Genomic DNA, 26,180 nt, shown 5'->3' on the forward strand with positions numbered 1-26,180 from the left:
CGTCCTCCCCTCACACGTCCAGCAGCGGGCGGTACTTGATGTGCCGGGCAAAGACCTGCATGAACTGCGGATCAACGCGCGCACCCCACACCGCCAGCGAATGGCCGACGATCCAGAGCACAACACCCGGAATCCACAGTTGCAGGCCCAGGCCGACGGCAGCGGCCAGCGTGCCGTTGGCAATCGCCACGGTGCGCGGCGCACCGCCCAGCAGGATCGGCTCGGTCAGCGAGCGATGCAGCGGCACCTCGAAGCCGTCCGCGAAGGTGTCCAGGGCACTCATACGACCGCCCCGCCGGAGAAGCTGAAGAACGACAGGAAGAAGCTCGACGCGGCGAACGCGATGGACAGGCCGAACACGATCTGGATCAGCTTGCGAAAGCCGCCCGAGGTATCGCCGAAGGCCAGCGCCAGGCCCGTGGCGATGATGATGATGACCGCGACGATGCGCGCCACCGGACCCTGGATGGATTCGAGGATGGATTGCAGCGGGCCTTCCCACGGCATCGAGGAACCGGCGGCCTGCGCCGTTCCGGCCAGGAACAGCAGCAGCGCGGCCAGCAGCAGCCCTTGCCCCGCAGGGCGTGCCAGGCTGCGCAGCCGTGTCAGGCCGGTCAGATGAGAAAGCGGATTTACGGAAATACGGAAAGCAGGAACGTGCATCTGCGTCATGGCAGTTCTCCAAGGTGGTTGAGGGACGGGGAAGAAAAGTCGGACTGCGATGGCAGCTCGGGAAACGGCATATCCATCGCGTCCGCCAGTTGGTAGCCCACGCCGTCAAAGCCGACGACGCGGGCAATGCTTTCGACGTGGCGATTGCGGCCACGGCCAGCGATGTGGATCACCACATTGACCGCCTCGGCGATCAGCGCACGGGGCGGATTCACCGCCACTTCGAGAATCAGTTGCTCCAGGCGCAGCAGCGCACCCAGCGCGGAGCCGGCATGGATCGTGGCGATGCCGCCGGGATGACCTGTGCCCCACACCTTGATGAGATCCAACGCCTCGGCGCCGCGCACTTCGCCAACGACGACGCGATCCGGGCGCAGGCGCATCGAGGAACGCACCAGCTCGGTCATCGACACCACGCCTGCGCGGGTGCGCAGCGGAACGTGGTCGCGCGCCGCGCATTGCAGCTCCACCGTGTCTTCGAGCACCAGCACGCGGTCGCCCGTGGCGGCGATCTCGGCCAGCAGCGCATTGGCGAGCGTGGTCTTGCCGCTGCTGGTGGCCCCGGCGATCAGGATGTTCTGGCGCTCGCGCACGGCGCGAACGAGAAAGCCCGCCTGGGCGCTGGTCATCATCCCGTCGATGACGTACCGCTCCAGCGGGATCACGCCGATGGCGCGCTTGCGCAACGCGAAGGCAGGCCCCGGCGCGGCGGGCGGCAAGATGCCCTCGAAGCGCTCGCCGGTTTCGGGCAGCTCGGCCGACAGCAGCGGCTGGCCGCGATGCACTTCCGCGCCGACGTGGGCTGCCACCAGCCGGATGATGCGTTCACCGTCCGCTTCGGACATCTCCACGCCCATCGGCGCACGGCCTGATGAAAGCCGATCCACCCATAGCGTCCGGTCGGGATTCAGCATGACTTCAACCACGTCCGGGTCTTCGAGCGCGGCGGCGATCAGCGGCCCCATCGCCGTGCGCAGCATCTGGATACGGCGATCCATCGAAGTCGCAGCGGACGAACGTGGTTCGGGCGGGATTTTCGGCACCGCGCTCATGACGCGCGCTCCTGCGCTTGCGTGGCCGCCGCCGCGTCCTCCATTCGCATCGGGTCGGGATGCAGTTCCTCCACCACGTCGCGCACCAGGCTGCGGCCCCGCAGCAGGTGGCGGCCAAGCTGCTCGGTGAACTGCTCGAAGCGCGCTTTGCCCTGCGCGCGTGCCGCGTCTTGGTGCGCCTCGGGAACCGGCGTGCTCACGGTCAGGTAGTAGCGGATGAACAGAGCCAGCGTCTCGATGGCGATGTTCTGGTCGCGCTCCATGCGCTCGGCCTGGCGCGACAGACGATCCAGCCGCTTGGCAATCGCCGCTTCGCGCTGGTCGGCCGCATCGGGCGACAGCCACGATGCGAGCGCCGCCGCGACGATGGACGACTTGGACACGCCTTTCTTGGCGGCCAGCTCGTCCAGGCGCTTGGCGTGCTCGTTCTGGATGAACAGATTGAGGCGGTATTGGCTCATAGGTCGATTCCGTCGTTGGGGTTCAGCGATGCCAGCCGGGCCGTGCGCTGCATGGCCGGATCGAGCTGGCGAGGAAGTGGAAGCGGAAGGTCGTCGTCGTCATCGAGCAGCCCAAGGTCGGCCACGGGCGCGGCCAGCCCGGGGTCGTAGGCGACGGCCTCAGTTAGCTCGGGCTGACGGCGTGGGCCGCCGTCGTCGGCCGAACCCAAGTTCTCCAGGCCATCGGCAGATGCCGTGGCAGACGCTGCGGGCACCGACGGAATCGCCAGCCCGCTCCAGTCGTCGGGCCGAGACGGCGGCGTGTCTGCGTACAGCCCGTCCGCCAGCGTGGGCGGGGGCAGCACGCGCCGCTTGAAATTGGCGTCCGCGTAATAGCGCAGCTTTTTGGCCTTGATCGGCGCCACACTGGAGACCATCACCACCGCTTCATCGGGTGGCAGTTGCATGACTTCGCCCGGCGTCAGCAGCGGACGGGCCGTTTCCTGGCGCGACACCATGAGGTGCCCCAGCCACGGCGCCAGCCGGTGGCCGGCGTAGTTGCGCTGCGCGCGCAGTTCGGTCGCGGTGCCCAGCGTCTCGGAAATCCGTTTGGCGGTACGTTCGTCGTTCGTGGCGAACGTCACGCGCACATGGCAGTTGTCGAGGATCGAATGGTTCTGCCCATACGCCTTGTCGATCTGGTTGAGCGACTGCGCGATGAGGAAACTGCGGATGCCGTAGCCGGCCATGAAGGCCAGCGCCGTCTCGAAGAAATCGAGCCGCCCGAGTGCCGGAAACTCGTCGAGCATCAGCAACAGCTTGTGGCGACGCTCGATGCCGTCGGAGCCATCGAGCGATTCCGTGAGCCGCCGCCCGATCTGGTTGAGGATCAGGCGAATGAGCGGCTTCGTCCGCGAAATGTCCGAAGGCGGAACCACCAGATACAACGACACCGGATGCTCGGCGGCGATCAGGTCGGCGATGCGCCAGTCACAGCGCGATGTGACTTCGGCCACCGTGGGATCGCGGTACAGGCCGAGGAACGACATGGCGGTGCTCAACACGCCGGAACGCTCGTTCTCCGACTTGTTGAGCACTTCGCGCGCAGCCGAGGCCACGACCGGATGCGTCCCATCGCCGAGATGCGGCGTGGTCATCATCCGATGCAAGGTCAGCTCGAATGGGCTGGCTGGATCGGAGAGGAAGTTGGCGACGCCGCGCAGCGTCTTGTCCTCGCCCGCGTAGAGCACATGCAGGATGGCGCCGACCAGCAGCGCGTGCGAGGTTTTTTCCCAATGGTTGCGCTTCTCCAGCGCGCCTTCGGGATCGACCAGGATGTCCGCGATGTTCTGCACGTCGCGCACTTCGTGCGCGCCGCGCCGCACCTCCAGCAGCGGGTTGTAGGCCGCCGACTGCGCATCGGTCGGGTTGAACAGCAGGCAATGCGAGAAGCGCGAGCGCCAGCCTGCGGTGATGCTCCAGTTCTCGCCCTTGATGTCGTGGATGACGGCCGATGCTGGCCAGCTCAACAAAGTGGGCACCACCAGGCCCACGCCCTTGCCCGAGCGCGTAGGCGCGAAGGTCAGGACGTGTTCCGGACCTTCATGCCGCAGGTACTGGCGGTCGTGCTGGCCGAGGAACACGCCGGCCGGCTGCGTGAGGCCCGCCTTGCGAATGTCCTGCGCGTTAGCCCAGCGCGCAGAGCCGTAGGTGGTGACGAGGCGCGCTTGGCGCGAACGCCAGACCGACATGGCGATGGCAACGCCCACGGCGGCCATACCGCTGGCGCCCGCAATGGTGCCGCCAGTGTCGAAGACCTCCGGCGCATAGGCGCCGAAGAAGAACCACCACTCAAACAGCTTCCACGGGTGGTAGATCGACGTGCCAAGGAAGTCGAACCAGGGCGAGCCAAGGCGTACTTGATAGCCAAGGGCCGCTGCTGTCCATTGTGTGGCGCCCCACACGCCGGCGATCACGGTGCCGAATACCACGGCGATCTGACCGAACAGCACGTTCGTCCCTTGCATGACCTGGCCTCCGATTCCTCCTACGCGGATTGCTCATAGAAGAAGCGGCACTAAGGACGTGCCACAGGCGTCAGGATCGGTGCCGGGTCAGTGCCGGTCAAAGGCCGTTATGGCGGGGATTGAGGCTGAAAGAGCCAGATTTCGCGCGGAAGCGAAAGCAATAGAAACACCACAGACGCGAGCGCGTTGCGGCGTGGTGATGTATCAGCGAGAACTTCGTGCGGTAAAACGACGACAAGGAAGTTACTTGGATTTTTGCTCAGGCCGATCACCGAAGAAGCGCCGGTTGGCGGCTTCTGCCGCACGCAAGCAGAGTTCGTCGCCGACCTTCGATCGATCTTCCCTGCATTGGCGCTGGATCTCCTTGATGCGGTCGGGATTGGCGGCGAGCGCATCCACGGTTTCCGAAGGTTGGGAGGGGCCGCATGCGGTCAGCGCAGCAACCACCATCAGCAGCATCACTTTGTTCATGGGGTCAATCCTTTCATCGAGTGGATCGTGGATTCCCGATGCTGCTCAGAGATTCTGCTGAATCAATGGAGGCCACCCGGTCGATGAATCGGGCCAACATCTCTGGAGCCTCTGTATCGCGACACAGTAGATAGGTCGTCAGCATTGGCGGTTTACCCGCCAACGGCCGAGCCACTACACCAAGCTCACGGCTGGACGCAACGTGTGCCGCTCCGGCCAAGCCCAAGGCCAGCCCGGCGGAAACCAAGGTCATCATGAGGTCAAAAGAGGCAACGTGCTGAACGATGAGCGGCTCTCGTTCGTACTTGCGCAAGATTCGATCGACCTGACGTGCATGTCCTTCGCAAATCAATGGGTCGCCCAGCACCAGCGGGTAGTGCAGAACCTCCTCCAGCGGAATCTGCTTGAAGGCCAGAACAGGATGGCGAGCGGGCACCGCCACCATCAACTCATCCTCCCAGGCAGGCGTAACCACGATGCCATCACCTACGTCTTCGGCCATCGAAAATCCTGCGTCGTATAGCTCATCGTGCAGACCCTTGATTTGTTGGGCCATCGAAACTTCGAACAACCGAACCTCGACCTCGGGGTCTTCTTCGCGGCACTGCGCAAGTAGCGCCGGCAAGCGGGATGGCGTGATGCCGTCGGACAAGGCAATGCGCAATTGCCCGTGATAGCCATTGGAGGCAGACCTGACGCTATCGCGTGCTTGCTCCAGCGCAGCGAAGATGCGCGGTACGTGCTCCAACAGCAACCGACCCGCACGGGTCAATTGCGTGCTGCGAGTAGTGCGAACGAACAGGCGCGCACCAAGGTCTTCCTCCAGTTCCTTGATGGTGCGAGACAGCGGCGATTGATCGATGTGTAACCGTTCAGCGGCCCGAGCAAAATGAAGCTCTTCCGCGACTGCGGTAAAACATCGAAGGTGGCGTAGCTCCACTTCTGTCCTTCCTAGCGTGTCAGATCATCCACGTTCCGTGGGATGCAGCCGGATGCTCCGCTCGTGTGTGAACACCAAGGACGCCGCCCTTCCAAACCGAAAATATCCACGGTGCGATGCAAGCGATTCAGCCAAGACCACATAGTAAGTGATATGTTACTTACTATGCTTCGAAAAATCAATGACTGAACTCATCGTTGGGGTGGGCAACTCCCTCTCCGGACGGAAGACGAATCAGCGGCTGTCAACCGATGCTTGGAAATATCTTTGCGCAGGATTCGCCGGATTTCGACGACGGATGCCGCGGTCTCCTGCACGCTGTGTCCGGACACGATGATTTTTTCCGACTCGGCGCCATCCAGATGCGCGCTTCGATAGGGAACCAAACCATCGTCCGATTCAGCGAGAGGGCCGTTAGCCTGCCGCCTGGCAATGATCGAGTGATAGGACACCTGATCCGAAATCGGAAGCTCGCTCGTAGCTTTGACGAAGGGATCGTTTTCGTCGAGTTGGTCAATGCTGTTGGGGATGTTCTGCAAGATCGTGGCCTGTGCCGTGGCCATGATCTCCGCGCGAGCCGGGAAGGCGTCGCCGAGGGTTGACAGCAGCGTCAATGGCAAGCGGATCAATCCGGCCACCCAACGCCCAAGTCCCTGCCCGGCAACCACGGTTCCACGGTGCGGTGTGGCAACGAATATCACGCGATCAACACCTGGAAATGGCTGAAAGCGCAAAAGAGGGTCAAGTTGAGAGCGGGTGCTCCCAAGACGGTCCAGATCGATCCTGGGATCCGATGCAGCCCACTCCCACAGCTGCTGGTCTGCCGTGGAAACCATCAGCCGCGCCAGCAGTCCTCCCATGCTGTGCCCAATCAACACCAGCCCGTGGGAAGCCAAGGTTTCCTCTTCAGGGTCGAAGTGATGCAAAGCTGCCGCCAGAACTTGGCGGATTGCTGCATGACTGGCTGGTACAGGCATATTCGTGGGGTAATAGATCTCCCACACTTGGAATTCGCATCGCAGCTCTTCATCGGCCAGAAGCTCATTGGCAACGTTGACCCATGCTTCGGGGCTGCTCGCCAGTCCATGCACCATCACGATGATGCGCCGCCGCGGGTCGAACGGCTGCATCAGATACAGATGCGGCTGATCGATGCCACGCTCACGCCCAAACAGCCCTCGCAAGGATTGCTGGTTGAATCCCGAACGCGCCAACCATAAGCCGTAGCCAGCCGTGAAGTTACCAGCCAGTGGAACGCGTTGGCCGTGGAGTTGCAGATAGTCCTGTACCAAGGGGTCATACACACCGACGACGAGTTCACGCGAGGCAAGCAGCTCATCGACGGTGAGTGCATCAAAACGAAGCACTACTGTCACGTTGGGCGTTGGCATTTCGCTCCAGGCGGGAAATACCCCCGGGCGCTCGTTACCGGCGGAAGATTCGTCTGATTCGTCCAGTGACTTCGGATCTGCCTCCGTTACGGCCACCAATTCCGCACCCAAGCCGTCCCTGCGATAGATGCCGCGCAGGCCTTGGAATGCCAGAGCGTTCGCAGGCAGCAACTCGCGTGGCGTGGTCGCATCGTTGGGCAGCCGGGCGTTCAAGTCGACTCGCAAAGCCCAGTCACCCAAGCGCAATGTCGCTTTGGTTTCGCCAGCATGTGCACGAAGTGCTTGGTGCTGTAGGCCAAACAATTGCGTGACCGTTTTTTGCACCGCATAGTTGTACCAATCGCGCACCTGCGTCTGCCGTTCCTCAAACGCGCGCTCGCCGGGCGAGCGCCTGGTGAAAAAGAGATACGCGTAAGCGTGCCGAGCCGTCTCGATCCAGGCGGAAGTAGAAACGATGCGACTATTTGGGACTGCCGTCGAGATCGACATGGCATGCTGCAACCAGAGTTCAGCCAGTGCCGACAGCCTCGTTTCGCCGTCCAAGTCCTTCATCATGGTCAACGCCTCGATGCAAGTGAGCGAGGTGTTCGTTGCGCAAACTCGCTCATCGAGCCCGGTCACGCGGATTGTCTGCAAGGTCGGTGCGCTGAGTTTGCCTCTGCCGAGGAGATCGCCGCGTCGTAGGGCAACGTATTCATCCGGCGTCATCGCGCGTACAGCGACAGAAGGTTTGAATTCACTGACGACCGCGCAACCACCAAGTGCAAACGCGGCGGTGATCACGATCAACCAACGCCAGAGAGATGCAAGGAGCATATGCCTCACGATCGAGAGCTGCGTACCGGCACTGCAGAATCATTACCTGAAACGAACGGAACATTGCCCGTGAAATTGCATTTCATACGCGGCTCCCTTCGCCCTGAACAAAAGCACGCTGGCGATGCGCCAAGATCAGTGCAATGGCGCATGAAGCTATTCGCGTGCGGCGCGAGTCCGAGCGACTGGTGAGCACAATCGGCACGCGCGCGCCCATCACGATCCCCGCGCTATCGGCTTGGCCCATGTATTCCAGTTGCTTGGCCAGCATGTTGCCGCTTTCCAGGTCGGGAACGACCAGGATGTCGGCTTGCCCGGCCACGGCGGACTTGATGCCCTTGACGCGCGCGGCATCGGGAGAGACGGCGTTATCAAAGGCCAGTGGCCCGTCGAGCACACCTCCGGTGATCTGGCCACGATCGGCCATCTTGCACAGTGCCGCAGCATCCAGGGTTGAAAGCATGCGCGGGTTGACAGTTTCGACCGCCGCCAGGATCGCCACCTTGGGCTCGGCAATGCCGATGGCGCGCGCCAAGTCGATGGCGTTGCGCACGATGTCGGCCTTGATTTCGAGCGTCGGAGCGATATTGATGGCGGCGTCGGTGATGATGAAGGGCCGTGGGTAGCTGGCCGTCTGCATGATGTAGCAGTGCGTCAATCGGCGCTCGGTGCGCAGGCAGGCTTCGGGCGCCAGGATGGCACCCAGGTACTCATCGCTGTGCAAGCTGCCTTTCATCAGCGCCTGCACCTCGCCCTTGCCAGCCAGCCGGGCGGCGGTGGCCGCTGCGGCGTGGCTGTGCGGCACATCGACGACCTCGCTGTCTCCCAGTTCCAACCCCGTGTCGGCCGCAACGGCACGCAACTTGGCGAGCGGCGCCACCAATACTGGCGAGATGACGCCGGCATCGCGCGCGTCCAAGGCACCCCCCAAGCTGAGCGCGTCGCAAGGGTGCACCACCGCGGTGCGAACCGGGGCCATGGTTTTGACATGGGCGATAAGACGCTCGACACCACTTGGAGGATCGGCGCGAACGCCCTCAGGGGCTTGTTCATTCATGTGATTTCTTTGCCTTGCTTGCGCCAGTTGAACGCCAGCCTGACGTACCGATGTTGTCGCTGGCCTTCACTGGCGCCCGTGCGGCTGAAGATGGCGGGCCACCATCTCGGCTCGACTGGCGCACCAGCATTACCGGAACTGGCGCGATGCGCGCTACTTGCTCCGCATCGCTGCCCAGCAGCAGCCGGTTCATGCCGCGACGTCCGTGGGTGCCCAGGATGACCAGGTCGCAATCGTTGATCTCGGTCTGATGCGCGATCTGTTCCGACACGCGTTCGGTGCCGCTTTCAAGCAGCACCGTCTCTGTGGCAATTCCTTCCCGGCGGAGCCGACTCGCAGCCTCATCCAGCAACGTCTGGCCGGCTTTGAGGAAGCGTGGGCGGACATCCTTGATGTAGACCTCGGGACGTTCGAAACCCGTGCTGTGGCGGGTTGGTTCGACGATATGCAGCAAGATCACGGTGGCGCCGCTCAGGCGTGCCAGTTCTGCCGCATGATCGAGCGCCAGGAAGGATGTGGGACTGCCGTCCAGCGGCACCAGAAATCGGGAATACATGGAACTCCTCCGGGAGGCGCTGACTGCCGCGCGGGAAACCGCCCGCAAGGGCTGCGGGCTCTCCCGACTCATGACATGTGCTGGCCACCGTTCATCGCCACGTTGCTGCCCGTCATGAAAGCAGCAGCGTCACTGGCGATGAAGGCCACCAGCGCCGCGATCTCATCCGGCTGGCCGAGGCGACCCACCGGAATCGCTTCGATGACCTTCTGGCGCACGTCCTCGCGCACCGCCATCACCATTTCGGTGGCCAGATAGCCCGGCGAGACGGTGTTGACCGTCACGCCCTTGCGTGCCACCTCCTGCGCCAGCGCCTTGGTGAAGCCATGCACGCCAGCCTTGGCCGCCGAGTAATTGGTCTGGCCGAACTGACCCTTGCTGCCGTTGATGGACGAGACGTTGACGATGCGCCCCCAGCCACGCTCCACCATCGGATCGATGAATGGCTTGGTGACATTGAACATGGAGTCCAGGTTGGTGCGCAGCACGGCGTCCCAGCCGGCCTTGTCCATCTTGCGCAGGGTCGCGTCGCGGGTGATGCCGGCGTTGTTCACCAGGATGTCAACGTGGTGGCCGTCCGCCTGAATCTGACGCGCCAAGGCCTGGGTCGATTCCCAGTCGCCGACATCGACGCCGTAGGCCGTGAACCGGTAGCCTTTGGTGTCCTGCGCGTCAAGCCAGGCGGCGACCTTCTCGTTGCCGGGCGTGTGCGTGATGATGACGCGGTGGCCCGCGTCGTCCAGCGCGCGGGCAATGGCCGCGCCAAGGCCGCGATTGCCGCCAGTGACCAGGGCGGTTCGTCCCGAACTGCTCATATGCGCCTCCTCACTTTTTGGTCTTGCCCTGAGACGCGGCGTCTGGCGCACTCCAGGGCTGCGTCCATTGCTGACAAAACTGCGCGAAAGAGGCTGTGCCACCGCTGGCGCCGAATACCTCGGAGACAGATGCCTGCCAGGTGGTCAGCGCTTCGCGCAGGCCATCGGCGAATGCCGCCTGGCTCTTGGCAGCAGCCCGGCCGACCGCCTGTGTGTCGCCCATACGGCCTTGGCACAGGCGCCAGAACACCTCGGACGGCAAGGTGGCAAGCGCCTGCCAGTCCGCTGCCTGTTGGAGGTTCTGGATGCGCGAGGTGGTCTCCAGCACGCCACCGGCACTGAGCTGCTGCATGGCTTCGAGCCAGTGGTGGCCGCTTTCTTGAAGCAAGCGGGTGATCTGAAGCTGCAACTCGGCATTGGCCTTGTAGAGTTGGATGGGCAGTTCGCTGTTCATGTCAATGCTCCACGGTCATGATGTGCCCCTCCGGGGCGGGTGTAGGCCATGGCTGCGCAACGGCCCGATGAAAGTTGAGGGTGTATTCTTGGCGGTGTTTTGTCCTGTCATCGCATGGCCACATAGGTTCCCGGCGCATCGCCAAGCGGTGCTTGCGTCCCGCCCATGGCAGGCGGCGCGACGCGCCCGGCAGAGCGCTGGGCCAGCCATTGCTGCCATGCCGGCCACCAGGAGCCTTCGTTCATCGGGGTCTCGGCACGCCACAGTTGCGGATCGATATAGCGATCGCCGGCCGCACGGGTCGCAATCTGGAAGCTGCGCCGGGGGTGTCCCGGCTCGCTGACGACGCCGGCGTTGTGCCCCCCGCTGGTGAGAACAAAGGTCAGTTCCGCATCGCTGAGCAGGTGCATCTTGTACACGGACGGCCAGGGGGCGACGTGATCGCGCACCGTGCCGACGATGAACATGGGCACCTCGATGTCGGCCAGCGCCACGGGTCTCCCGCCGACGCGGTAGCGCCCCTCGGCCAGGTCGTTGTCCAGATACAGGCGCCGCAGGTACTCGCTGTGCATGCGGTACGGCATGCGGGTCACGTCGGCATTCCAGGCCATCAGGTCATTGAAGGTCTGACGCTCACCCAACAGGTATTCGCGCACCCGTCGCGACCAGATCAGGTCGCGTGAGTTGAGCATCTGGAACGCGCCAGCCATCTGCTTGCCGTCGAGATAGCCCTTGTCCCACATGCCGGCTTCCAGCCATGCCAGTTGACTGTCGTCGATGAAAAGCGCGATCTCGCCCGACTCGCGGAAATCAGTCTCCGATGCCAGCAGCGTCAGGCTTTGCAGACGCTCGTCGCCATCGCGCGCCATCGCGGCGGCGGCGATCGCGAGCAAGGTGCCGCCCAGGCAATAGCCGACCGCCTGCACCTTGCGTTCGGGCACGATGGCCGTGACCGCATCCAGCGCGTCCATGACCCCCAGCCAGCGGTAATCCTCCAGGCCGAGGTCACGATCGGCCGCCGTCGGGTTCTTCCAGGAAAGGATGAACACCGTGTGCCCCTGATCGACCAGGTACTTCACCATCGAGTTGTGCGGCGACAGGTCGAGGATGTAGTACTTCATGATCCAGGACGGCACGATCAGTACCGGCTCCGCATGCACATCGGCCGTCGTGGGCGTGTACTGGATCAACTCAATCAGGTGGTTTCGAAACACCACCTTGCCCGGCGTGATCGCCACGTCCTTGCCTACCTCGAAGCCTTCGACCCCTGCGGGGGCATCGTCGAGTGCGAGACGCCGCACATCGTCGAGGAAGTTCATGGCGCCGCGCCACAGGTTTGCGCCACCGCTTTGCGTGATGGCGTGCAGCACCTCGGGGTTGGTCCAGATGAAGTTCGAAGGCGACCACATGTCCAGCCACTGCCGCCCGGCAAAAGTGACCATGTTTTCATGATGGCGCGACACGCCACGCACGCCCGTGGTGGCGTTGTGCCACCACTGCTGCTGCAGCAAAAAGCCCTGGTGAATCACGTTGAAGGGCCACTGCTGCCAAGCCGGGGCGGCAAAGCGCCGATCCTGCTCCAGCGGTTCGATGCAGGTCGGACAGTCGTGCGCACTGGCAACGCGCAAGGCATAGCGCGCAAGACGCTGCTGCTTGTGCAAGCCCTTTTCGATCAAGCTGCGTTGCTTGCCTGGGGAAAGACTCAGGTGCAAGGCCCAGTCGTACCAGGCCAGCAGGCCTGCCGCCGGTGACAACCCACCCGTGCTGCGCGCCCGCCAGGCGTTCGCAAGCGTATCCAGGGCGTCAGGGCGACAGACTTCAGGTTGTGTCAGATCGGCCTTGCCATGTGTTGCGACGATGCTCATCTCCAACCCTTCATTTAGCGAGTAACATATTACTATCTTATCGCGTACAGGAAAAGTTGCAAGCCTTCCGCAGGGGCACCAGATTTTCAGCCTCCTCAAACGTGATTCCTTCCGTTGCTCAAGCTGAAGGCCCAACGATCAAGCACCTTTCGATCTGCCTGGAAGGCGATACAGCTTCTTGAGTTGCATCAAGTTGACCGATCCGCTCTTCGTATGAAGGGCCTCGCAGTCCTGTCTCACCCAACAAGTTTTCCGTTCTTGCGTCATAGTCATTTTGCGTGTTACGATAGTAATAAGTCACTAACTACATGGAGTCTAAATCGTGAGTCAACGCCCCCAGTACCTGTCCGCCGAAGATCGGCGCGCGGCCACAGTGCAAGCCGTGGTTGATCTGGCAGCCGAGCAGAACCCGGCAGAGATCACGACCACGGCGATTGCCGACCGAATGGGCCTGACACAGGGCGCGTTGTTTCGCCACTTCCCCACCAAGGAAGCGATCGTGGAAGCCACGATGTCCTGGGTCGGCGAACGCCTTCTGGTCAGCGTGGACAAGGCGGCCGAGGGCGCCGCATCTCCCGCCGCTGCGCTCGAAGCGATGTTCATGACGCACATCGACTTCGTGTCCAAGCACCCGGGCGTGCCACGCATGTTGTTCGGAGAGTTGCAGCGCTCTGGCGAAACGCTCGCCAAGCGCATGGTGCAAACCCTGATCCGCCAGTACGAGCAGCGCCTGCGCCGCCTGATGGAAGCAGGCAAGGCGCAGGGCGAGTTGAGCGCGGAGCTGGACGTGGATGCCGCCGCCGTGCTGTTCATCGGCACGATCCAGGGACTGGTCATGCAGTCCCTGCTGGCCGGCAAGGTCAGCCGGATTCGTCGCGATGCGCCCGCCGTGTTCGCCATCTATCGCCGTGGCATCGAAAGCGGCACATGAAGCACCCGTCCAGTCCGCAAGCGGCACGACGATCCAGCGAACCCTCCAAAGAACCGGGAGCCATGAACATGACTGCACATAGCGGGCGCGGAATCTGGATGCGTGTGATCGCCTTGATTGCCATCGGTTTTGGCCTGCTGACCATCAGGGAAGGCGGCGCGGTCCTGTTTTTTGACGGCGCGGCGCGTGCCGCAGCCGGAAGCTATGTGCCGTTCGTGCTCTGGTTCAACTTTCTGGCTGGGTTCGCCTACGTCACCGCTGGCGTCGGATTGTGGATGCGCCGGCGCTGGGCCGCATGGATGGCGATGGCCATCGCGGTGGCGACGGCGCTCGTATTCCTGGCCTTCGGAGTGCATGTGGCGCTGGACGGCGCCTGGGAGCGGCGCACGCTCATTGCCATGACGCTGCGCACGTTGGTGTGGGTTGGCATCGCGGCCATGGCTTGGCGTCGATCAACAGCGCATGCACCTACCACGCGCGGGCACTGAGCATTTCTTTCTAGTGGAACCCATCAATGACAACTACTAACCTCCCTACAAGAAAAGCCCGCTGGGTCGTGATCATTCTTGCCCTGCTCGCCCTCGGCGGTGCACTGGCGTTCTGGTTCACGCGCAGCCATGACCAGCAAGAGGCATTGCGTCTCTACGGCAACGTCGATATCCGCGAGGTGCAACTGGCTTTCCGCCAGCCCGGGCGCGTCACGCAAATGGCTTTTGACGAGGGCGATGCCGTCACCGCTGGCGCGCGCCTGGCCTCGCTCGACGCACAGCCGTATCAAGACGCTCTTGCAGCGGCACAGGCCCAGGTGCAGGTGGCGCAGGTGGAGCTGGCCAAGCTGCGCCGCGGCCTGCGGCCGCAGGAAATCACCCAGGCACGCGAGGCGCTCAGACAAGCGCAGGCGCAGGCGCTTGACGCCGAGCGCAACTTTCAGCGCCAAAGCAGTTTGCTCGCGTCGGGTGCCAGCAGCCAGCGCACGGTCGATGCCGCGCGCACTGCAAGGGATCAGGCGGCCGCGGGTGTCGAATCCGCCAAGGCCGCCCTATCGCAGGCATCCGAGGGCTTTCGCAAGGAAGACATTGAGGCAGGAGAGGCGCGCCTGGCAGCCGCGCAGGCAGCCGCAGCGCAAGCCAGCACGGCCCTGGCGGACACCGAACTCACGGCACCCAGCAACGGCACCATCATCGCGCGGGTGCGCGAGCCCGGCAGCATGGTCGCCAGCCAGAGCACGGTCTACAGCCTGAGCCTGGACAAGCCCGTGTACGTGCGCGCCTACGTGGGCGAGCGGGATCTGGGCCGCATCGCACCTGGCACCACGGTGCATGTCAAGAGCGATTCCGGGGAAAAGGTCTATCGCGGCCAGATCGGCTTCATCTCGCCGCGCGCCGAGTTCACGCCCAAGACGGTGGAGACGACGGACTTGCGCACGGATCTGGTGTATCGCCTGCGCATCGTCATCGACGAGGCCGAAAGCGATGCCGCCCTGCGTCAGGGCATGCCGGTGACGATTGCGGTCGATGCCAAGCCGGCCTCTGGCACGCGCGTGGGGGAGCGTTGAGATGCAGGCAGACACCGCCATGGCCGCCACGCCAACCAGCGCGAACGCCGCTGCCGCCGTCGTCATCGAAGGCGTGGACAAGCATTTCGGCAAGGTGCAGGCCCTGCGCAGCGTGAGCGCGCACATCCACTACGGACGATTGACCGGCCTGGTCGGCCCGGACGGTGCCGGCAAGACCACGCTGATGCGCATCCTGACCGGCCTGCTGGTGCCCAACGCCGGTCGCGTCACCCTGGCTGGCTTTGACGTGGTCAAAGACAACGACGCCATCCATGTCGCCAGCGGCTACATGCCGCAGCGCTTCGGCCTGTACGAAGACCTGTCGGTGATGGAGAACATGCGCCTGTATGCGCAACTGCGCGGCATGGACGCGGATCGCAATGCCGATCTGTTTGCCGAGTTGCTGGACTTCACACGGCTCGGGCCCTTCACCAAGCGCTTGGCCGGCAAGCTCTCCGGCGGCATGAAGCAAAAGTTGGGGCTGGCCTGTGCGCTGATGGCGCGGCCCAAGGTGCTGCTGCTGGACGAGCCGGGTGTCGGCGTCGATCCGGTCAGCCGCCAGGATTTGTGGCGTATGGTGCAGGCGCTGACCGACGAGGGCATGGCCGTGGTCTGGTCCACCGCCTACCTCGACGAAGCCGAGCGTTGCGAGAGTGTGCTGCTGCTGAACCAGGGGCAGCTCTTGTTCGACGGCCCGCCACAGCAACTCACCGCACAGCTCGAAGGCCGCAGCTTTCGCCTGGAAAACGTCGGCGCCGAGCGCCGGGCGGTTCTGACCGAGGCACTCGATCTGGAGAGCGTGAGCGATGGCGTGATCCAGGGCGCCGGGGTGCGGGTGGTGCTGCGCGAAGGTGCGCAGGTCAGCCAAATCCAGTCGCTGGCTGATCGGGCGCGAGTAGCGCTGGCGCCGGTACCCGCCCGCTTTGAAGATGCCTTCATCGATTTGCTCGGCGGCGGGCCCGGCGGCACCTCAACCTTGGCCGAACGGCTGTCACCGGTCGAACTGGGCTCCGAAATAGCCGTCTCCTGCCGCAATCTGACCAAGCGTTTCGGTGAGTTCACCGCCACCGACCAGGTCAGCTTCGAGGTGCAAAAGGGCGAAATCTTCGGTCTGCTCGGCCCCAATGGCGCCGGCAAGTCCACCACCTTCAAGATGCTGTGCGGCCTGCTCAAACCCACCGCGGGCGAGGCGCATGTGGTGGGGCACGATCTGCGCCGCGCCACCGGTGCAGCCAAGGGCCGGCTCGGCTACATGGCGCAGAAATTCTCGCTCTACGGTCTGCTGTCGGTGCAGCAGAACCTGGAATTTTCGGCCGGCGTTTACGGGCTGGAAGGCAACACCCGGCGCGAGCGCATTGCCGAGATGATCGAGACCTTCGATCTGGGGGAGTGGCTGTCCGCCACGCCCGATTCCCTGCCGCTGGGGCACAAGCAGCGCCTGGCGCTGGCCTGCTCGCTCATGCATCGGCCACCCGTGCTGTTCCTCGATGAGCCTACTTCGGGCGTGGACCCGATCACCCGGCGCGAGTTCTGGACCCACATCAACGGCCTGGCGCGCAAGGGCGTGACCATCATGGTCACCACCCACTTCATGGACGAGGCCGAATACTGCGACCGCGTCGCCATGCTCTCGCGCGCACGCCTGATCGCGTTGGACACGCCCGATGCGCTCAAGCGCGCCGCAGCCAATGTCGAACACCCCGACCCGACCATGGAGGACGCCTTCATTCACCTGGTGGAATCTGCCGACCGCGAGATGGAGGCCGCCGCATGAACGCTGTAGCACAACGCAAGGAAGGGGCTGCTTTGGAGCCGAGCGATTTGCGCCGCTTTGACCTGCGGCGGCTGATGGCCCTGGTCACCAAGGAAAGCTATCAGGCGCTGCGCGACCCCTCGACGCTCTTGATCGCCTTCGTGCTGCCGGTGGTGTTGCTGCTGCTGTTCGCCTATGCGGTGTCGCTGGATGCCAAGGAGGTCCGCGTCGGCGTCGTGCTGGAGTCGCCCGGTGCATCGGCGCAGTCGCTGGCCGCTGCCTTCTCGGGCACCCGCTTCTTGAAGACGCAATTCGCCCACGACCGGCGCGAGGTGGCAGACCAGCTCGTCTCCGGTGCGCTGCGCGGCTACGTCGTCATTCCGCAGGATTTCGAGCAGCGCCTGGCCCAGCGCGGAGCAGAACCGCTGGTGCAAATCATCACCGATGGCTCCTATCCCAACACCGCCAACTACGTCGAGAACTACGCCCGCGGCGTGGTGCAGACCTGGCGTGCCGGGCTGGATGTCGCGGCACCCGCGCAATCCGTCGTGCTGGAGCCACGCTACTGGTTCAACCCCGAGCTGGAAAGCCGTCGCGCGCTGATTCCCGGGGCCATTGCCATCGTCATGACCATCATCGGCACCATGCTGACCGCGCTGGTGGTGGCGCGCGAATGGGAGCGCGGCACCATGGAAGCGGTGCTGTCCACGCCCGCGTCGGTGGCCGAAATCCTGATCGGCAAGCTGCTGCCGTACTTCGTGCTCGGCATGCTGTCCACGCTGGGCGCGGCGGCCTTAGCCGTGTTCGTGTTCGGCGTGCCGATGCGCGGCTCTCTGGCGGCGCTGCTGCTCTTGTCGGCGGTGTTCATGGTGCCGGCGCTGGGCCAGGGCCTCTTGATTTCGTCGCTGGCGCGCAACCAGTTCCTGGCGGCGCAGATCGCCCTGTTCACGGGCTTTCTGCCGGCCTTCATGCTCTCAGGCTTTCTGTACGAGATCGATGCGATGCCAGCGCCGATCCGCGCCATCACTCGGGCGGTTCCGGCGCGCTACTTCGTCGATTCGCTCAAGACCGTGTTCCTGGCCGGCGACATCTGGGCCGTCTTCCTGCCCAACCTGGCGGCCATGGCGGCGATTGGGGCGCTGTTTTTCCTGATCGCCAAGCGCGCCACGCGCAAGAACCTGGAGTGACGCGATGTTGACCTCTGCCTTCTCGTTCACCCGCCTGCGCGCCCAATTCATCAAGGAAGTGCTCAGCGTGCTGCGCGACCCGCGCAGCCGCATGGTGGTATTCGTACCGCCGATCCTGCAACTGCTGGTATTCGCCTTTGCAGCCACACTGGAAGTGCGCAACGTCGACATCGCCGTCTACAACCAGGACGCCGGGCGTTGGTCGCACGAGCTGGTGCAGCGCCTGGACAGCGCCCGCTTCATCACCCACGTGCGGCACGTGGACAGCCAGCGGCTGTTGCACGAGATGATCGACCGCGGCGAGGTGATCGCCGCGCTCGCCATTCCCGTGGATTTCTCGCGCACCATCGCCGCCGGCGACAGCGGCCGCGCCCAGGTTCTGGTCGATGGCCGGCGCAGCAACTCGGGCCAGATCACCGTCGCCTACCTGTCCACCATCGCCGCCGACGTTGGGGCCGAGGTCGTGCCCGACGCGCAGGCGCCGACGCCCGTGGTCGTGCGCCACTGGTTCAACCCCAACCTGGTCTACCGCTGGTTCATCGTGCCTGGGCTCACGGGCATCCTGGCGCTGTTCAGCGCGCTGCTCATCACCTCGCTGTCGATCGCGCGCGAACGCGAGCTTGGCACCTTCGACCAGTTGCTGGTATCGCCCACCTCCACACCGGAAATCATCATTTCAAAATCATTGCCGGCGCTGGCGATCGGCACCCTGCTGGGCTTGTTCATGATCAGCGCGGGCGTGTTCCTGTTCGGTATCCCGTTTACCGGCTCGTTCGCACTGCTGCTCGCTAGCCTGGTGCTGTTCATCGCCTCGGTGGTCGGCATCGGCCTGATGATTTCCGCAGTCAGCATGACCCAGCAGCAGGCCATCCTGGGGGCGTTCGCCATTGGCGTGCCGGCGGTGCTGATGTCGGGCTTTGCGACGCCGGTGGAAAACATGCCGCTCGTCCTGCAGTGGCTGGCCCAGGCCATTCCGCTGACCCACTTCCTCATCATCGTCGAAGGCAGCTTCCTCAAGGCCATGCCGCCCGGCGACATTCTCGCCAGCCTCTGGCCGCTGGCGCTCATCGCCCTCGCCACGCTGACGATGGCCACCGTATTCGTCCGAGGACGCCTGCAATGAAAACCAAAACCCGCCACCTCTCCTCGCGCACGCCAGCCGCACCGCCGGCGTCCAGGCGCTTGCGCCCGCTCGGGCTGGCCCTGTCCTGCGTGCTGCTGACCGCCTGTGCGGCCGTGGGCCCCGACTACCGCGAGCCGCCTCCTGTGGACATCGGCAGCGGTTGGACCTTGCCTCTGGCGAGCGAATCACAGTCCGCGGACCTGGCCCGCTGGTGGTCCGCGTTGGACGACCCCATCCTTGACCGCCTGATGGGCACGGCACTGGCACAGAACCTGGATCTGCGCCAAGCCGCGGCACGCATCGACGAGGCGCGCGCCCTGCGCGACCGCGTGGCTGGCGACCAGATGCCCACCGTGAGCGCGGGCACCAGCGTGAACCGACGCGGGCAAAGCAAGAACGGCCCCTTGCCCGTGGGCTCGATTCCCGGCATGGACGCCACCCAGACCATCTACGATGCGGGCTTCGATGCGGCCTGGGAGGCCGATCTATTCGGCGCCAAGCGCCGCGCCCTGGAAGGCGCCAGCGCCCGCCTGCAAGCCACCGAAGTCGAAGCACAGGGTGTGCGCATGCGCATCGTGGCCGAGGTCGCACGCACCTGGTTCACCGCCGTTGGTGCTGGATACGAACTGCATGCACAACAAGCCACGCTGGATACGCTGCAGCAGACCTTGGAGCTGGTGCGCCTGCGGCATGCATTGGGCGACGCATCCGCCGCCGATGTGGAGGCGGCTTATGCGCAGTGGACTGCCGTCAACGCACTGCTGCCGGACATCCAGGCCCGCCAGCGCGCCGCGGTGCTGGGCCTGGGCGTGCTCTTGGGCGCTCCACCGGAGCGTGAACTGGCATTGCTCGACGGCCCCTTGGCACCGTGCACGCTGCGGGCCCTGCCGGTGGGCGAACGTGCTGATCTTCTGCGCCGCCGCCCTGACGTGCTGGCCGCGGAACGGCGTCTGGCGGCGAGTTCTGCCGACATCGGCGTGGCCACGGCCGAGCTGTTCCCCAAGCTCTCCATCGGTGTCGGCGGCGGGTTTCAGGCGCTCAGCACGGGCAACTGGTTCGATGCATCCAGTTCACGGTTTTCCATCCTGCCGCTGATTTCCTGGCGTCTGTTCGATGGTGGCCGCGTGCGTGCCGAGATTCGGGCACGCGAGGCCGCCGAGCAGCAGGCGGCGCTGGCCTATGAGCAGGCGGTGTTGGCGGCGCTGGGTGACGCCGAGCGTGCGCTGGGCGACTACCACGGCGGGCTGGACACGTTGGAGCGCCGTGCCATGGCCCTGGATGCGGCACGAACCAGCTACGGCTACGCCAAGGCTCGCTACGCCGCGGGCGATGTTGCACTGGTGGAGCTGCTGGCCGCCCAGCGCAGCCTGCACGAAGCCGAGACTGCGGCCGCACGTGCGCATACCAGCGCCGCCGTGCAATTGGTGGCGCTGTACAAGGCGCTCGGGGGCGGCTGGGAGGTATCCAACATGACGCCAAGCGCCGCCCATTCGCCTACAGGCGCCGCCGCACCCACGCCTCGTGCAAGTCGCTCCGGCATGCCTGCAAGCGCCGCCGCGACGGAACACCTCACAAGCCAAAGCGCGGAACGCGAAACCCTTACTCACTTGATCATCAACAGGCCAACCGAAGGAGCCAAGCCATGACCACCACCGCCTTTTTCATTCCGCCCGTGAACCTGATGGGCGCGGGCTGTCTTCGTGATGCAGCCAAGGCCATCCAGTCCTATGGCTTCAGGAAAGCGCTGATCGTGACCGACCTTCCCTTGGTTCGTCTCGGACTGGTCGGCAACGTGCGCGACCTTCTTGCCAGCCACGGCGTGGATACCCTGGTTTTTCATGGAGTGCAGCCCAACCCGACGACCAAGAACGTGGCCGATGGGCTGAAGCAACTGCGCGACAACGATTGTGATTTCGTCATCTCGCTCGGCGGCGGTTCGCCGCACGACTGCGCCAAGGGAATCGCATTGGTCGCTGCCAATGGCGGAACGATCAAGGACTACGAGGGACTTGACCAGTCGGCCAAGCCGCAGCTGCCCTTGGTGGCGATCAACACCACGGCTGGAACGGCCAGCGAAATGACGCGCTTTTGCATCATCACCGACGAGGCGCGCCACGTGAAGATGGCGATCGTCGACAAGCACACGACGCCCATTCTCTCGGTCAACGACCCCGAGCTGATGCTGCTCAAACCCGCCAGCTTGACCGCCGCCACCGGCATGGATGCCCTTACGCACGCGGTGGAGGCCTATGTTTCAACCATTGCCACGCCGATCACCGATGCCTGCGCACTCAAGGCCGTGGCATTGATAAGCCAATGGCTGCGCAAGGCGGTGGCTGACGGGCGAAACGTCGAAGCGCGCGAACAGATGGCCTATGCGCAGTTCCTCGCCGGCATGGCCTTCAACAATGCCTCGCTGGGCTACGTGCACGCCATGGCGCATCAACTGGGCGGCTTCTACGACCTGCCGCACGGTGTGTGCAACGCCGTCCTGCTGCCGCACGTGCAGGCCTACAACAAGCAGGTCGCTGCGGGACGCCTCGCCGACATCGCCCGCGCGATGGGGGAAAAGACCGATGGCCTGGGCGACGAGGCCGCCGCGGATCTGTGCCTATTGGCGATTCGCCAATTGTCCGCCGACATCGGCATTCCCCACGGGCTGTCACAGCTTGGCGTTCAGGCCAAGGACTTTCCCACCCTGGCCACCAATGCGCTCAAGGACGCGTGCGGACTGACCAATCCAATACAGGCGTCGCACGAGGAAATCAGTGCCATTTTCGCGGCGGCCATGTAGCCGTCGGCGTGATTTCCCGAACCCGTTCTATCCCACCATCAAGGAGTGCCTCCATGCAAACGAACGTAGGAAACCTCGATCGCATCGCGCGCGTCGTCATCGGCCTGATCCTGCTCAGCTTGCCGTTGTGGCTGGATTCGCCATGGCGGTGGCTGGGGCTCATCGGAATCATGCCGCTGATTACCGGCCTGGCGGGTCGCTGTCCGGGCTATCGCCTGCTCGGCGTGAACACCTGTCCAATGCAAAAGAAGAAGCCCGAGTGAGCATCCCATGAAACTGAAATTTCTGGGTGCTGCGCGCGAAGTCACCGGGTCGTGCTTCCTGGTGGAGGCGGCGGGCCTGCGCTTCCTGGTGGATTGCGGCATGGTTCAAGGGGGCTCTGCGGCGGCGGCGCGCAACCGCGAGCCATTTCCGTTCGACCCGGCAGCTATCGATTTCGTGCTCCTGACCCATGCCCACATCGACCACAGCGGGCTATTGCCCAAACTCACCCGCGCCGGGTTCAAAGGGGCCATCTACACCACTCCCGCCACGGTTGATCTGCTGGGCGTGATGCTGCCCGACAGTGCACACATCCAGGAGAGCGATGCAAAACGCAGTGCCAAGCGGTTCCGCGGAAAGGACCCGCTGCCGCCGCTGTACACGCTGCAGGATGCGCGCGAATGCCTGCAGCAGGTACGAGGCATCGAATACGACCGGGAGTTCGCGCCCCGGGTCGGGGTGCGCGCGCGCTTTCGCGATGCCGGGCACATCCTCGGTTCGGCCATCATCGAAGTCTGGGTCACCGAGTACGGCTACCCGACAAAACTGGTATTCAGCGGCGACCTTGGCCAGCCGGGACGCCCGATATTGCGCGACCCGACACCCATCGAGGACGCCGACATCCTCGTCATCGAGTCCACCTATGGCAACCGCCAGCACAAGGACTTTTCGGCAACCGAAGAGGAGATGATCGGCATCGTCGAGAAAACCCTGTTCGAACGCGGTGGCAACGTCATCGTGCCGGCCTTCGCGGTCGGTCGAACCCAGGAAGTCCTGTACCACCTGCACCGTCTCACCAGCGAGGGGCGGCTGCGGCAACCGAGGGTATTCGTTGATTCGCCGATGGCCACGGAAGCCACGCGCATCACGCGCGAGCACCTTGAGCTGTTCGACGAGCAGGCCAAGCGCTTGGCCGGGTGGCACGCGCGCGGCGAAAACCTGCCGTATCTGCATTTCACGGAAAGCGCCGACGAATCCATGGCGCTGAACCAGATTCGTTCGGGCGCGATCATCATTTCCGCCAGCGGCATGTGCGACGCGGGACGCATCCGGCACCACCTGCGCCACAATTTGCCGCGCAAGGAATGCAGCGTCCTGTTCTCCGGCTTTCAGGCGCAGGGAACACTGGGCCGCCAACTGGTCGATGGCGCGGCGCGCGTGCGCATCTTCGGCGACGACATTCCGGTGCGCGCGGCGATCCACAGTGTCGATGGGCTCTCGGCGCACGCCGACCAACCAGCCCTGATGGCCTGGGCCCGAGGCTTCAAGCAAGCCCCCGAGCAAACCTTTGTAGTGCATGGGGAGCCGTCCGCCGCGCAGGCTTTGGCGGAACTCCTGCAACAGCAGCTTGGCTGGCAGGTCTCGGTGCCCGAGCGCGGCCGGGTCGTTCCGTGGCCGGATTTTCTGGTGGTCGAGCGATGACACCGCCCGCTGATCCTGACGAGCGCCTGCGCGCCATCCTCGATTCACCCACATACCGCCTTGCGTATGAAGACATCGATTTGCTTGGCCAGGACGATCTGCGCCCGCTGCGTCTCCAACTCGAACTGCTCAAGCCCGAACGCATCTTGCGTGAGCAAGGCGTGCATTCGACCGTGGTGGTGTTTGGCAGTGCGCGCGTAAGCGATGCTGCCACTGCACGCGACCGGCTCGCTGTGCTGGAGCAGCGAGCGGGCACCATGCCAGGGAATTCGACGCTTGGGCGGGAACTAGTCTTGGCCCGTCGCCGCGTGGAACAGGCACGCTATTACGAAGAGGCACAGCGCTTCGCTCAACTGATCTCTGCTCGTTTCCAGCAGGAGGGACGATGCGATTTCGTCGTCATCACCGGTGGCGGCCCCGGCATCATGGAGGCAGCCAATCGCGGTGCTTTCGATGCCGGGGCTCGCTCGATCGGCCTCAACATCACGTTGCCGCACGAACAAGCGCCGAACCCCTACATGTGTCCGGAGCTGGCGTTCCGGTTCCACTATTTCGCGCTGCGCAAAATGCATTTCTTGCTGCATGCGAAAGGTCTGGTGGCCTTCCCCGGTGGCTATGGAACGCTCGACGAACTGTTCGAGGTGCTGACCCTGATCCAGACCGGGAAGATGCAACGGATTCCGGTGGTTCTTGTCGGTCGCGACTTCTGGAGCCGAGCCGTTGATTTCGATCTTCTGCTCGACGAAGGCTACGTATCGCCGTCCGATCTCGACTTGTTTACCTGCGTCGACAAAGCCGAGGAAATCATGGGTGCCTTGGAACGCTTTTACGTCGATAGGGCAACAGATGGCGCGCCATCATGATGCGCATCGGCAGCCTTCACGCGCGGCTGTCCAAGGCCAATGCGCAATGGTCGATGCGCAGTATCACGCCGCTGATTGCGTGCGCGGTACTCGGCTCGACTGCCGCCCGTGGCGCGGAGCCCGCATCCTCGGATGGTATTTCCCGCTGCCTGCCAGAGCACGCCTTGCACTGGAGAGGTGGAACCCTGCGCCTGGAGAACGATTTGTTCACGGGCACCGACCGCAACTACACCAACGGTGTGGCGCTGAGCGTGGTTTCGCGCGATCTGCAAGGCGCGCTCCGCCCGGAGTGTCTGCCCCAACCGATTGCCTGGTACACCCGCTTCATCGGCTGGGCTGATCCCGAGTTCTGGCGCGACTCTGGCGCCCAATCGGCATCGCAAAACATCGTCGTGCGCTTCGGCCAGTCCATGTACACGCCCGAGGACAAGACGCGCACCGATCTGATTTCCGACGATCGCCCGTACGCCGGCCTGCTGTACCTGGGTTTGGCATGGAATCACCGCGTCCACCCACAGGCCGCCAGCTATGAAATACTTGATGTGCGCGAACTGACCCTGGGCGTGATTGGCCCCTGGTCGTTGGCGGAGCAATCGCAGGATCTGGTGCATCGGGTGCGGGGCATCGATCGTTTTCGCGGCTGGGACAACCAGTTGCGCAACGAACCCGCGTTCCAGATGGCGATGGAGCGCAAGTTCAAGTCGTACACAGAGGGTGCCGTCCGGCCGGGGTGGAGCGGCGACGTGATCGGCAGCTATGCCCTGCGGATCGGAAACATCGAAACCGCAGCCAGCACCGGCATGGAATTGCGTGCGGGCTGGAACATTCCGAACGACTTCGGCAGCTATCCGATTCGGCCCGGCGCGGAGAATCGCCCGCCCTCGGGCGTTTCCGACCTGCGCAGAACAGAGCCTCAATCAGCGCGCGCGCCCAAACCCGGAGCGCATGCATTCCTGAATCTGGAGGCCAAAGCCGTTGCCTGGGATTTCTCGCTCGACGGGAATCTGTTTCGGCACAGCCATCACGTCAGTCGATGACCCTGGGTCGCTCAGGCAGCCATTGGCATCAGCAGCCAATGGATTGTTGCCGGGCATGGCGTGCGGCTTGCCGTGATGCGCGTCTGGAGAACCCGCGAGTTCGACCAGCAGATCGGCCATCACGCCTTCGGATCGATTGCGTTGAGCATGGAATTTTGAAATCCCGAAGCCATGCGCCCGCCTGCGAAGCATTCACCAACAACCTCCATGGAGAATCCCGTGAGTTACCTCTTGAACCCTCGACAGCTTTTGACGATCACGTTGTCAGTAGCCTTGGCCACCGCCACCACGGGACTGGGCGCGCAGTCCGCTGACGCTGCAAAGCCGATGGCGCTTCGCAGCGTCATGGAGCGACTTGGCCGTGACATGCAAGCCGTCACCGGTGCGATTTCCAAGGAGGAATGGACACTGGTCGCCGAGTTGGCGCCCAAAATCGCCAAGCATGCCGAGCCACCTCTGGGCGAAAAGATGCGCATTCTTGGCTGGCTTGGCACGGATGCCGGGAAATTCCGGGGTTTCGATGGACAGGTCCAGGACGCTGCGAGCGCCATGGGGGATGCCGCCAAGCGCGGCGACGGCCAGGCCGTTATCGCCGCATTCTCCAAGACACAACAAAGCTGCCTCGCTTGTCACCAAAGCTTCCGACAATCGTTCGTGGAACAGTTTTATGGGAGTCGCTGACACGCATTTGTCCCAGG

General features: G+C 64.0%; 24 protein-coding genes and 2 pseudogenes. 13 read left to right on the top strand and 13 right to left on the bottom strand.

The features are described 5' to 3' along the window. Positions 1-10 precede the first annotated feature (10 nt). The 13 genes and pseudogenes from ABS761_RS07205 to ABS761_RS07265 all read right to left on the bottom strand — a co-directional run bounded on the left by ABS761_RS07205 (position 11) and on the right by ABS761_RS07265 (position 12,556). Positions 11-283, bottom strand: a complete 273-nt coding sequence (locus ABS761_RS07205) for a VirB3 family type IV secretion system protein (protein WP_054666156.1) — start codon at positions 281-283, stop codon at positions 11-13. Beyond that, positions 280-672, bottom strand: a complete 393-nt coding sequence (locus ABS761_RS07210) for a TrbC/VirB2 family type IV secretion system protein (RefSeq protein ID WP_350407472.1) — start codon at positions 670-672, stop codon at positions 280-282. The genes ABS761_RS07205 and ABS761_RS07210 overlap by 4 nt, the downstream gene beginning before the upstream one ends. Beyond that, on the bottom strand, positions 669-1,724 hold the full coding sequence (trbB, locus tag ABS761_RS07215; protein WP_054666162.1) for a P-type conjugative transfer ATPase TrbB: 1,056 nt from the start codon (positions 1,722-1,724) through the stop codon (positions 669-671). The genes ABS761_RS07210 and trbB overlap by 4 nt, the downstream gene beginning before the upstream one ends. Further along, entirely contained in the window at positions 1,721-2,185 is a 465-nt protein-coding gene (locus ABS761_RS07220; protein WP_123676506.1) for a ribbon-helix-helix protein, CopG family, read from the bottom strand. Before ABS761_RS07220 ends, trbB begins: the two co-directional genes overlap by 4 nt. Next, positions 2,182-4,191, bottom strand: coding sequence for a conjugal transfer protein TraG (locus tag ABS761_RS07225; RefSeq protein ID WP_350407473.1), 2,010 nt, complete (start codon positions 4,189-4,191; stop codon positions 2,182-2,184). Before ABS761_RS07225 ends, ABS761_RS07220 begins: the two co-directional genes overlap by 4 nt. A gap of 243 nt (positions 4,192-4,434) precedes the next feature. Beyond that, a complete protein-coding gene (locus tag ABS761_RS07230) occupies positions 4,435-4,662 on the bottom strand; it encodes an EexN family lipoprotein (protein ID WP_013519655.1) in 228 nt (75 codons plus the stop codon). A 13-nt stretch (positions 4,663-4,675) separates the two neighbouring features. Then, positions 4,676-5,602: a LysR family transcriptional regulator gene (locus tag ABS761_RS07235; protein WP_013519656.1), complete on the bottom strand. Its 927-nt coding sequence runs from the start codon at positions 5,600-5,602 to the stop codon at positions 4,676-4,678. A gap of 191 nt (positions 5,603-5,793) precedes the next feature. Then, complete coding sequence (locus ABS761_RS07240) at positions 5,794-7,776, bottom strand: esterase/lipase family protein (protein WP_350407497.1); 1,983 nt, start codon at positions 7,774-7,776, stop codon at positions 5,794-5,796. A 115-nt stretch (positions 7,777-7,891) separates the two neighbouring features. Beyond that, positions 7,892-8,926 (bottom strand): annotated as a pseudogene (locus ABS761_RS07245) (bifunctional enoyl-CoA hydratase/phosphate acetyltransferase); the annotation flags it as partial. After that, the gene (locus ABS761_RS07250; RefSeq protein ID WP_013519659.1) at positions 8,859-9,422 is read right to left on the bottom strand and encodes a universal stress protein; all 564 of its coding nucleotides are present in this window, start codon (positions 9,420-9,422) and stop codon (positions 8,859-8,861) included. The pseudogene ABS761_RS07245 and the gene ABS761_RS07250, both read right to left, overlap by 68 nt. Positions 9,423-9,490: 68 nt before the next feature. After that, complete coding sequence (phbB, locus tag ABS761_RS07255; RefSeq protein ID WP_013519660.1) at positions 9,491-10,237, bottom strand: acetoacetyl-CoA reductase; 747 nt, start codon at positions 10,235-10,237, stop codon at positions 9,491-9,493. Positions 10,238-10,247: 10 nt separating this feature from the next. Beyond that, entirely contained in the window at positions 10,248-10,691 is a 444-nt protein-coding gene (locus ABS761_RS07260; protein WP_350407474.1) for a hypothetical protein, read from the bottom strand. Positions 10,692-10,798: 107 nt separating this feature from the next. Continuing rightward, a complete protein-coding gene (locus tag ABS761_RS07265) occupies positions 10,799-12,556 on the bottom strand; it encodes a PHA/PHB synthase family protein (RefSeq protein WP_350407475.1) in 1,758 nt (585 codons plus the stop codon). Between the two features lie 322 nt (positions 12,557-12,878). Between ABS761_RS07265 and ABS761_RS07270 the strand changes: the two genes are divergently transcribed. From ABS761_RS07270 to ABS761_RS07330, 13 genes and pseudogenes are all read left to right on the top strand, one after another. After that, on the top strand, positions 12,879-13,487 hold the full coding sequence (locus ABS761_RS07270) for a TetR/AcrR family transcriptional regulator (RefSeq protein WP_010792667.1): 609 nt from the start codon (positions 12,879-12,881) through the stop codon (positions 13,485-13,487). Between the two features lie 68 nt (positions 13,488-13,555). Next, positions 13,556-13,975 carry a hypothetical protein gene (locus ABS761_RS07275; protein WP_350407476.1) on the top strand — a complete coding sequence of 140 codons (420 nt, stop codon included), beginning with the start codon at positions 13,556-13,558 and terminating at the stop codon, positions 13,973-13,975. Positions 13,976-14,001: 26 nt separating this feature from the next. Beyond that, on the top strand, positions 14,002-15,042 hold the full coding sequence (hlyD, locus tag ABS761_RS07280; protein ID WP_350407477.1) for a secretion protein HlyD: 1,041 nt from the start codon (positions 14,002-14,004) through the stop codon (positions 15,040-15,042). A gap of 1 nt (position 15,043) precedes the next feature. After that, positions 15,044-16,816, top strand: coding sequence for an ATP-binding cassette domain-containing protein (locus tag ABS761_RS07285; protein ID WP_350407478.1), 1,773 nt, complete (start codon positions 15,044-15,046; stop codon positions 16,814-16,816). Continuing rightward, positions 16,813-17,982 (top strand): ABC transporter permease, encoded by a 1,170-nt coding sequence (locus tag ABS761_RS07290; protein ID WP_013519667.1) that lies wholly within the window; start codon positions 16,813-16,815, stop codon positions 17,980-17,982. The genes ABS761_RS07285 and ABS761_RS07290 overlap by 4 nt, the downstream gene beginning before the upstream one ends. A gap of 4 nt (positions 17,983-17,986) precedes the next feature. Then, positions 17,987-19,105 (top strand): ABC transporter permease, encoded by a 1,119-nt coding sequence (locus tag ABS761_RS07295; protein ID WP_350407479.1) that lies wholly within the window; start codon positions 17,987-17,989, stop codon positions 19,103-19,105. Beyond that, a complete protein-coding gene (locus tag ABS761_RS07300; RefSeq protein WP_024539902.1) occupies positions 19,102-20,751 on the top strand; it encodes an efflux transporter outer membrane subunit in 1,650 nt (549 codons plus the stop codon). The genes ABS761_RS07295 and ABS761_RS07300 overlap by 4 nt, the downstream gene beginning before the upstream one ends. Then, positions 20,748-21,899 carry an L-threonine dehydrogenase gene (gene yiaY, locus ABS761_RS07305; protein WP_013519670.1) on the top strand — a complete coding sequence of 384 codons (1,152 nt, stop codon included), beginning with the start codon at positions 20,748-20,750 and terminating at the stop codon, positions 21,897-21,899. Before ABS761_RS07300 ends, yiaY begins: the two co-directional genes overlap by 4 nt. A 53-nt stretch (positions 21,900-21,952) precedes the next feature. Next, the gene (locus tag ABS761_RS07310) at positions 21,953-22,162 is read left to right on the top strand and encodes a YgaP family membrane protein (protein WP_013519671.1); all 210 of its coding nucleotides are present in this window, start codon (positions 21,953-21,955) and stop codon (positions 22,160-22,162) included. Between the two features lie 7 nt (positions 22,163-22,169). After that, positions 22,170-23,582 (top strand): MBL fold metallo-hydrolase RNA specificity domain-containing protein, encoded by a 1,413-nt coding sequence (locus tag ABS761_RS07315; RefSeq protein WP_066708194.1) that lies wholly within the window; start codon positions 22,170-22,172, stop codon positions 23,580-23,582. After that, on the top strand, positions 23,579-24,445 hold the full coding sequence (locus ABS761_RS07320; protein WP_013519673.1) for an LOG family protein: 867 nt from the start codon (positions 23,579-23,581) through the stop codon (positions 24,443-24,445). The genes ABS761_RS07315 and ABS761_RS07320 overlap by 4 nt, the downstream gene beginning before the upstream one ends. Before the next feature lie 53 nt (positions 24,446-24,498). Further along, positions 24,499-25,641, top strand: a pseudogene (locus ABS761_RS07325) (lipid A deacylase LpxR family protein). Positions 25,642-25,701: 60 nt separating this feature from the next. Further along, positions 25,702-26,163, top strand: a complete 462-nt coding sequence (locus ABS761_RS07330; protein ID WP_024539904.1) for a cytochrome c — start codon at positions 25,702-25,704, stop codon at positions 26,161-26,163. Positions 26,164-26,180 lie beyond the last annotated feature (17 nt).

Source organism: Castellaniella sp. GW247-6E4, from assembly GCF_040276065.1.
Taxonomy (GTDB): domain Bacteria; phylum Pseudomonadota; class Gammaproteobacteria; order Burkholderiales; family Burkholderiaceae_B; genus Castellaniella.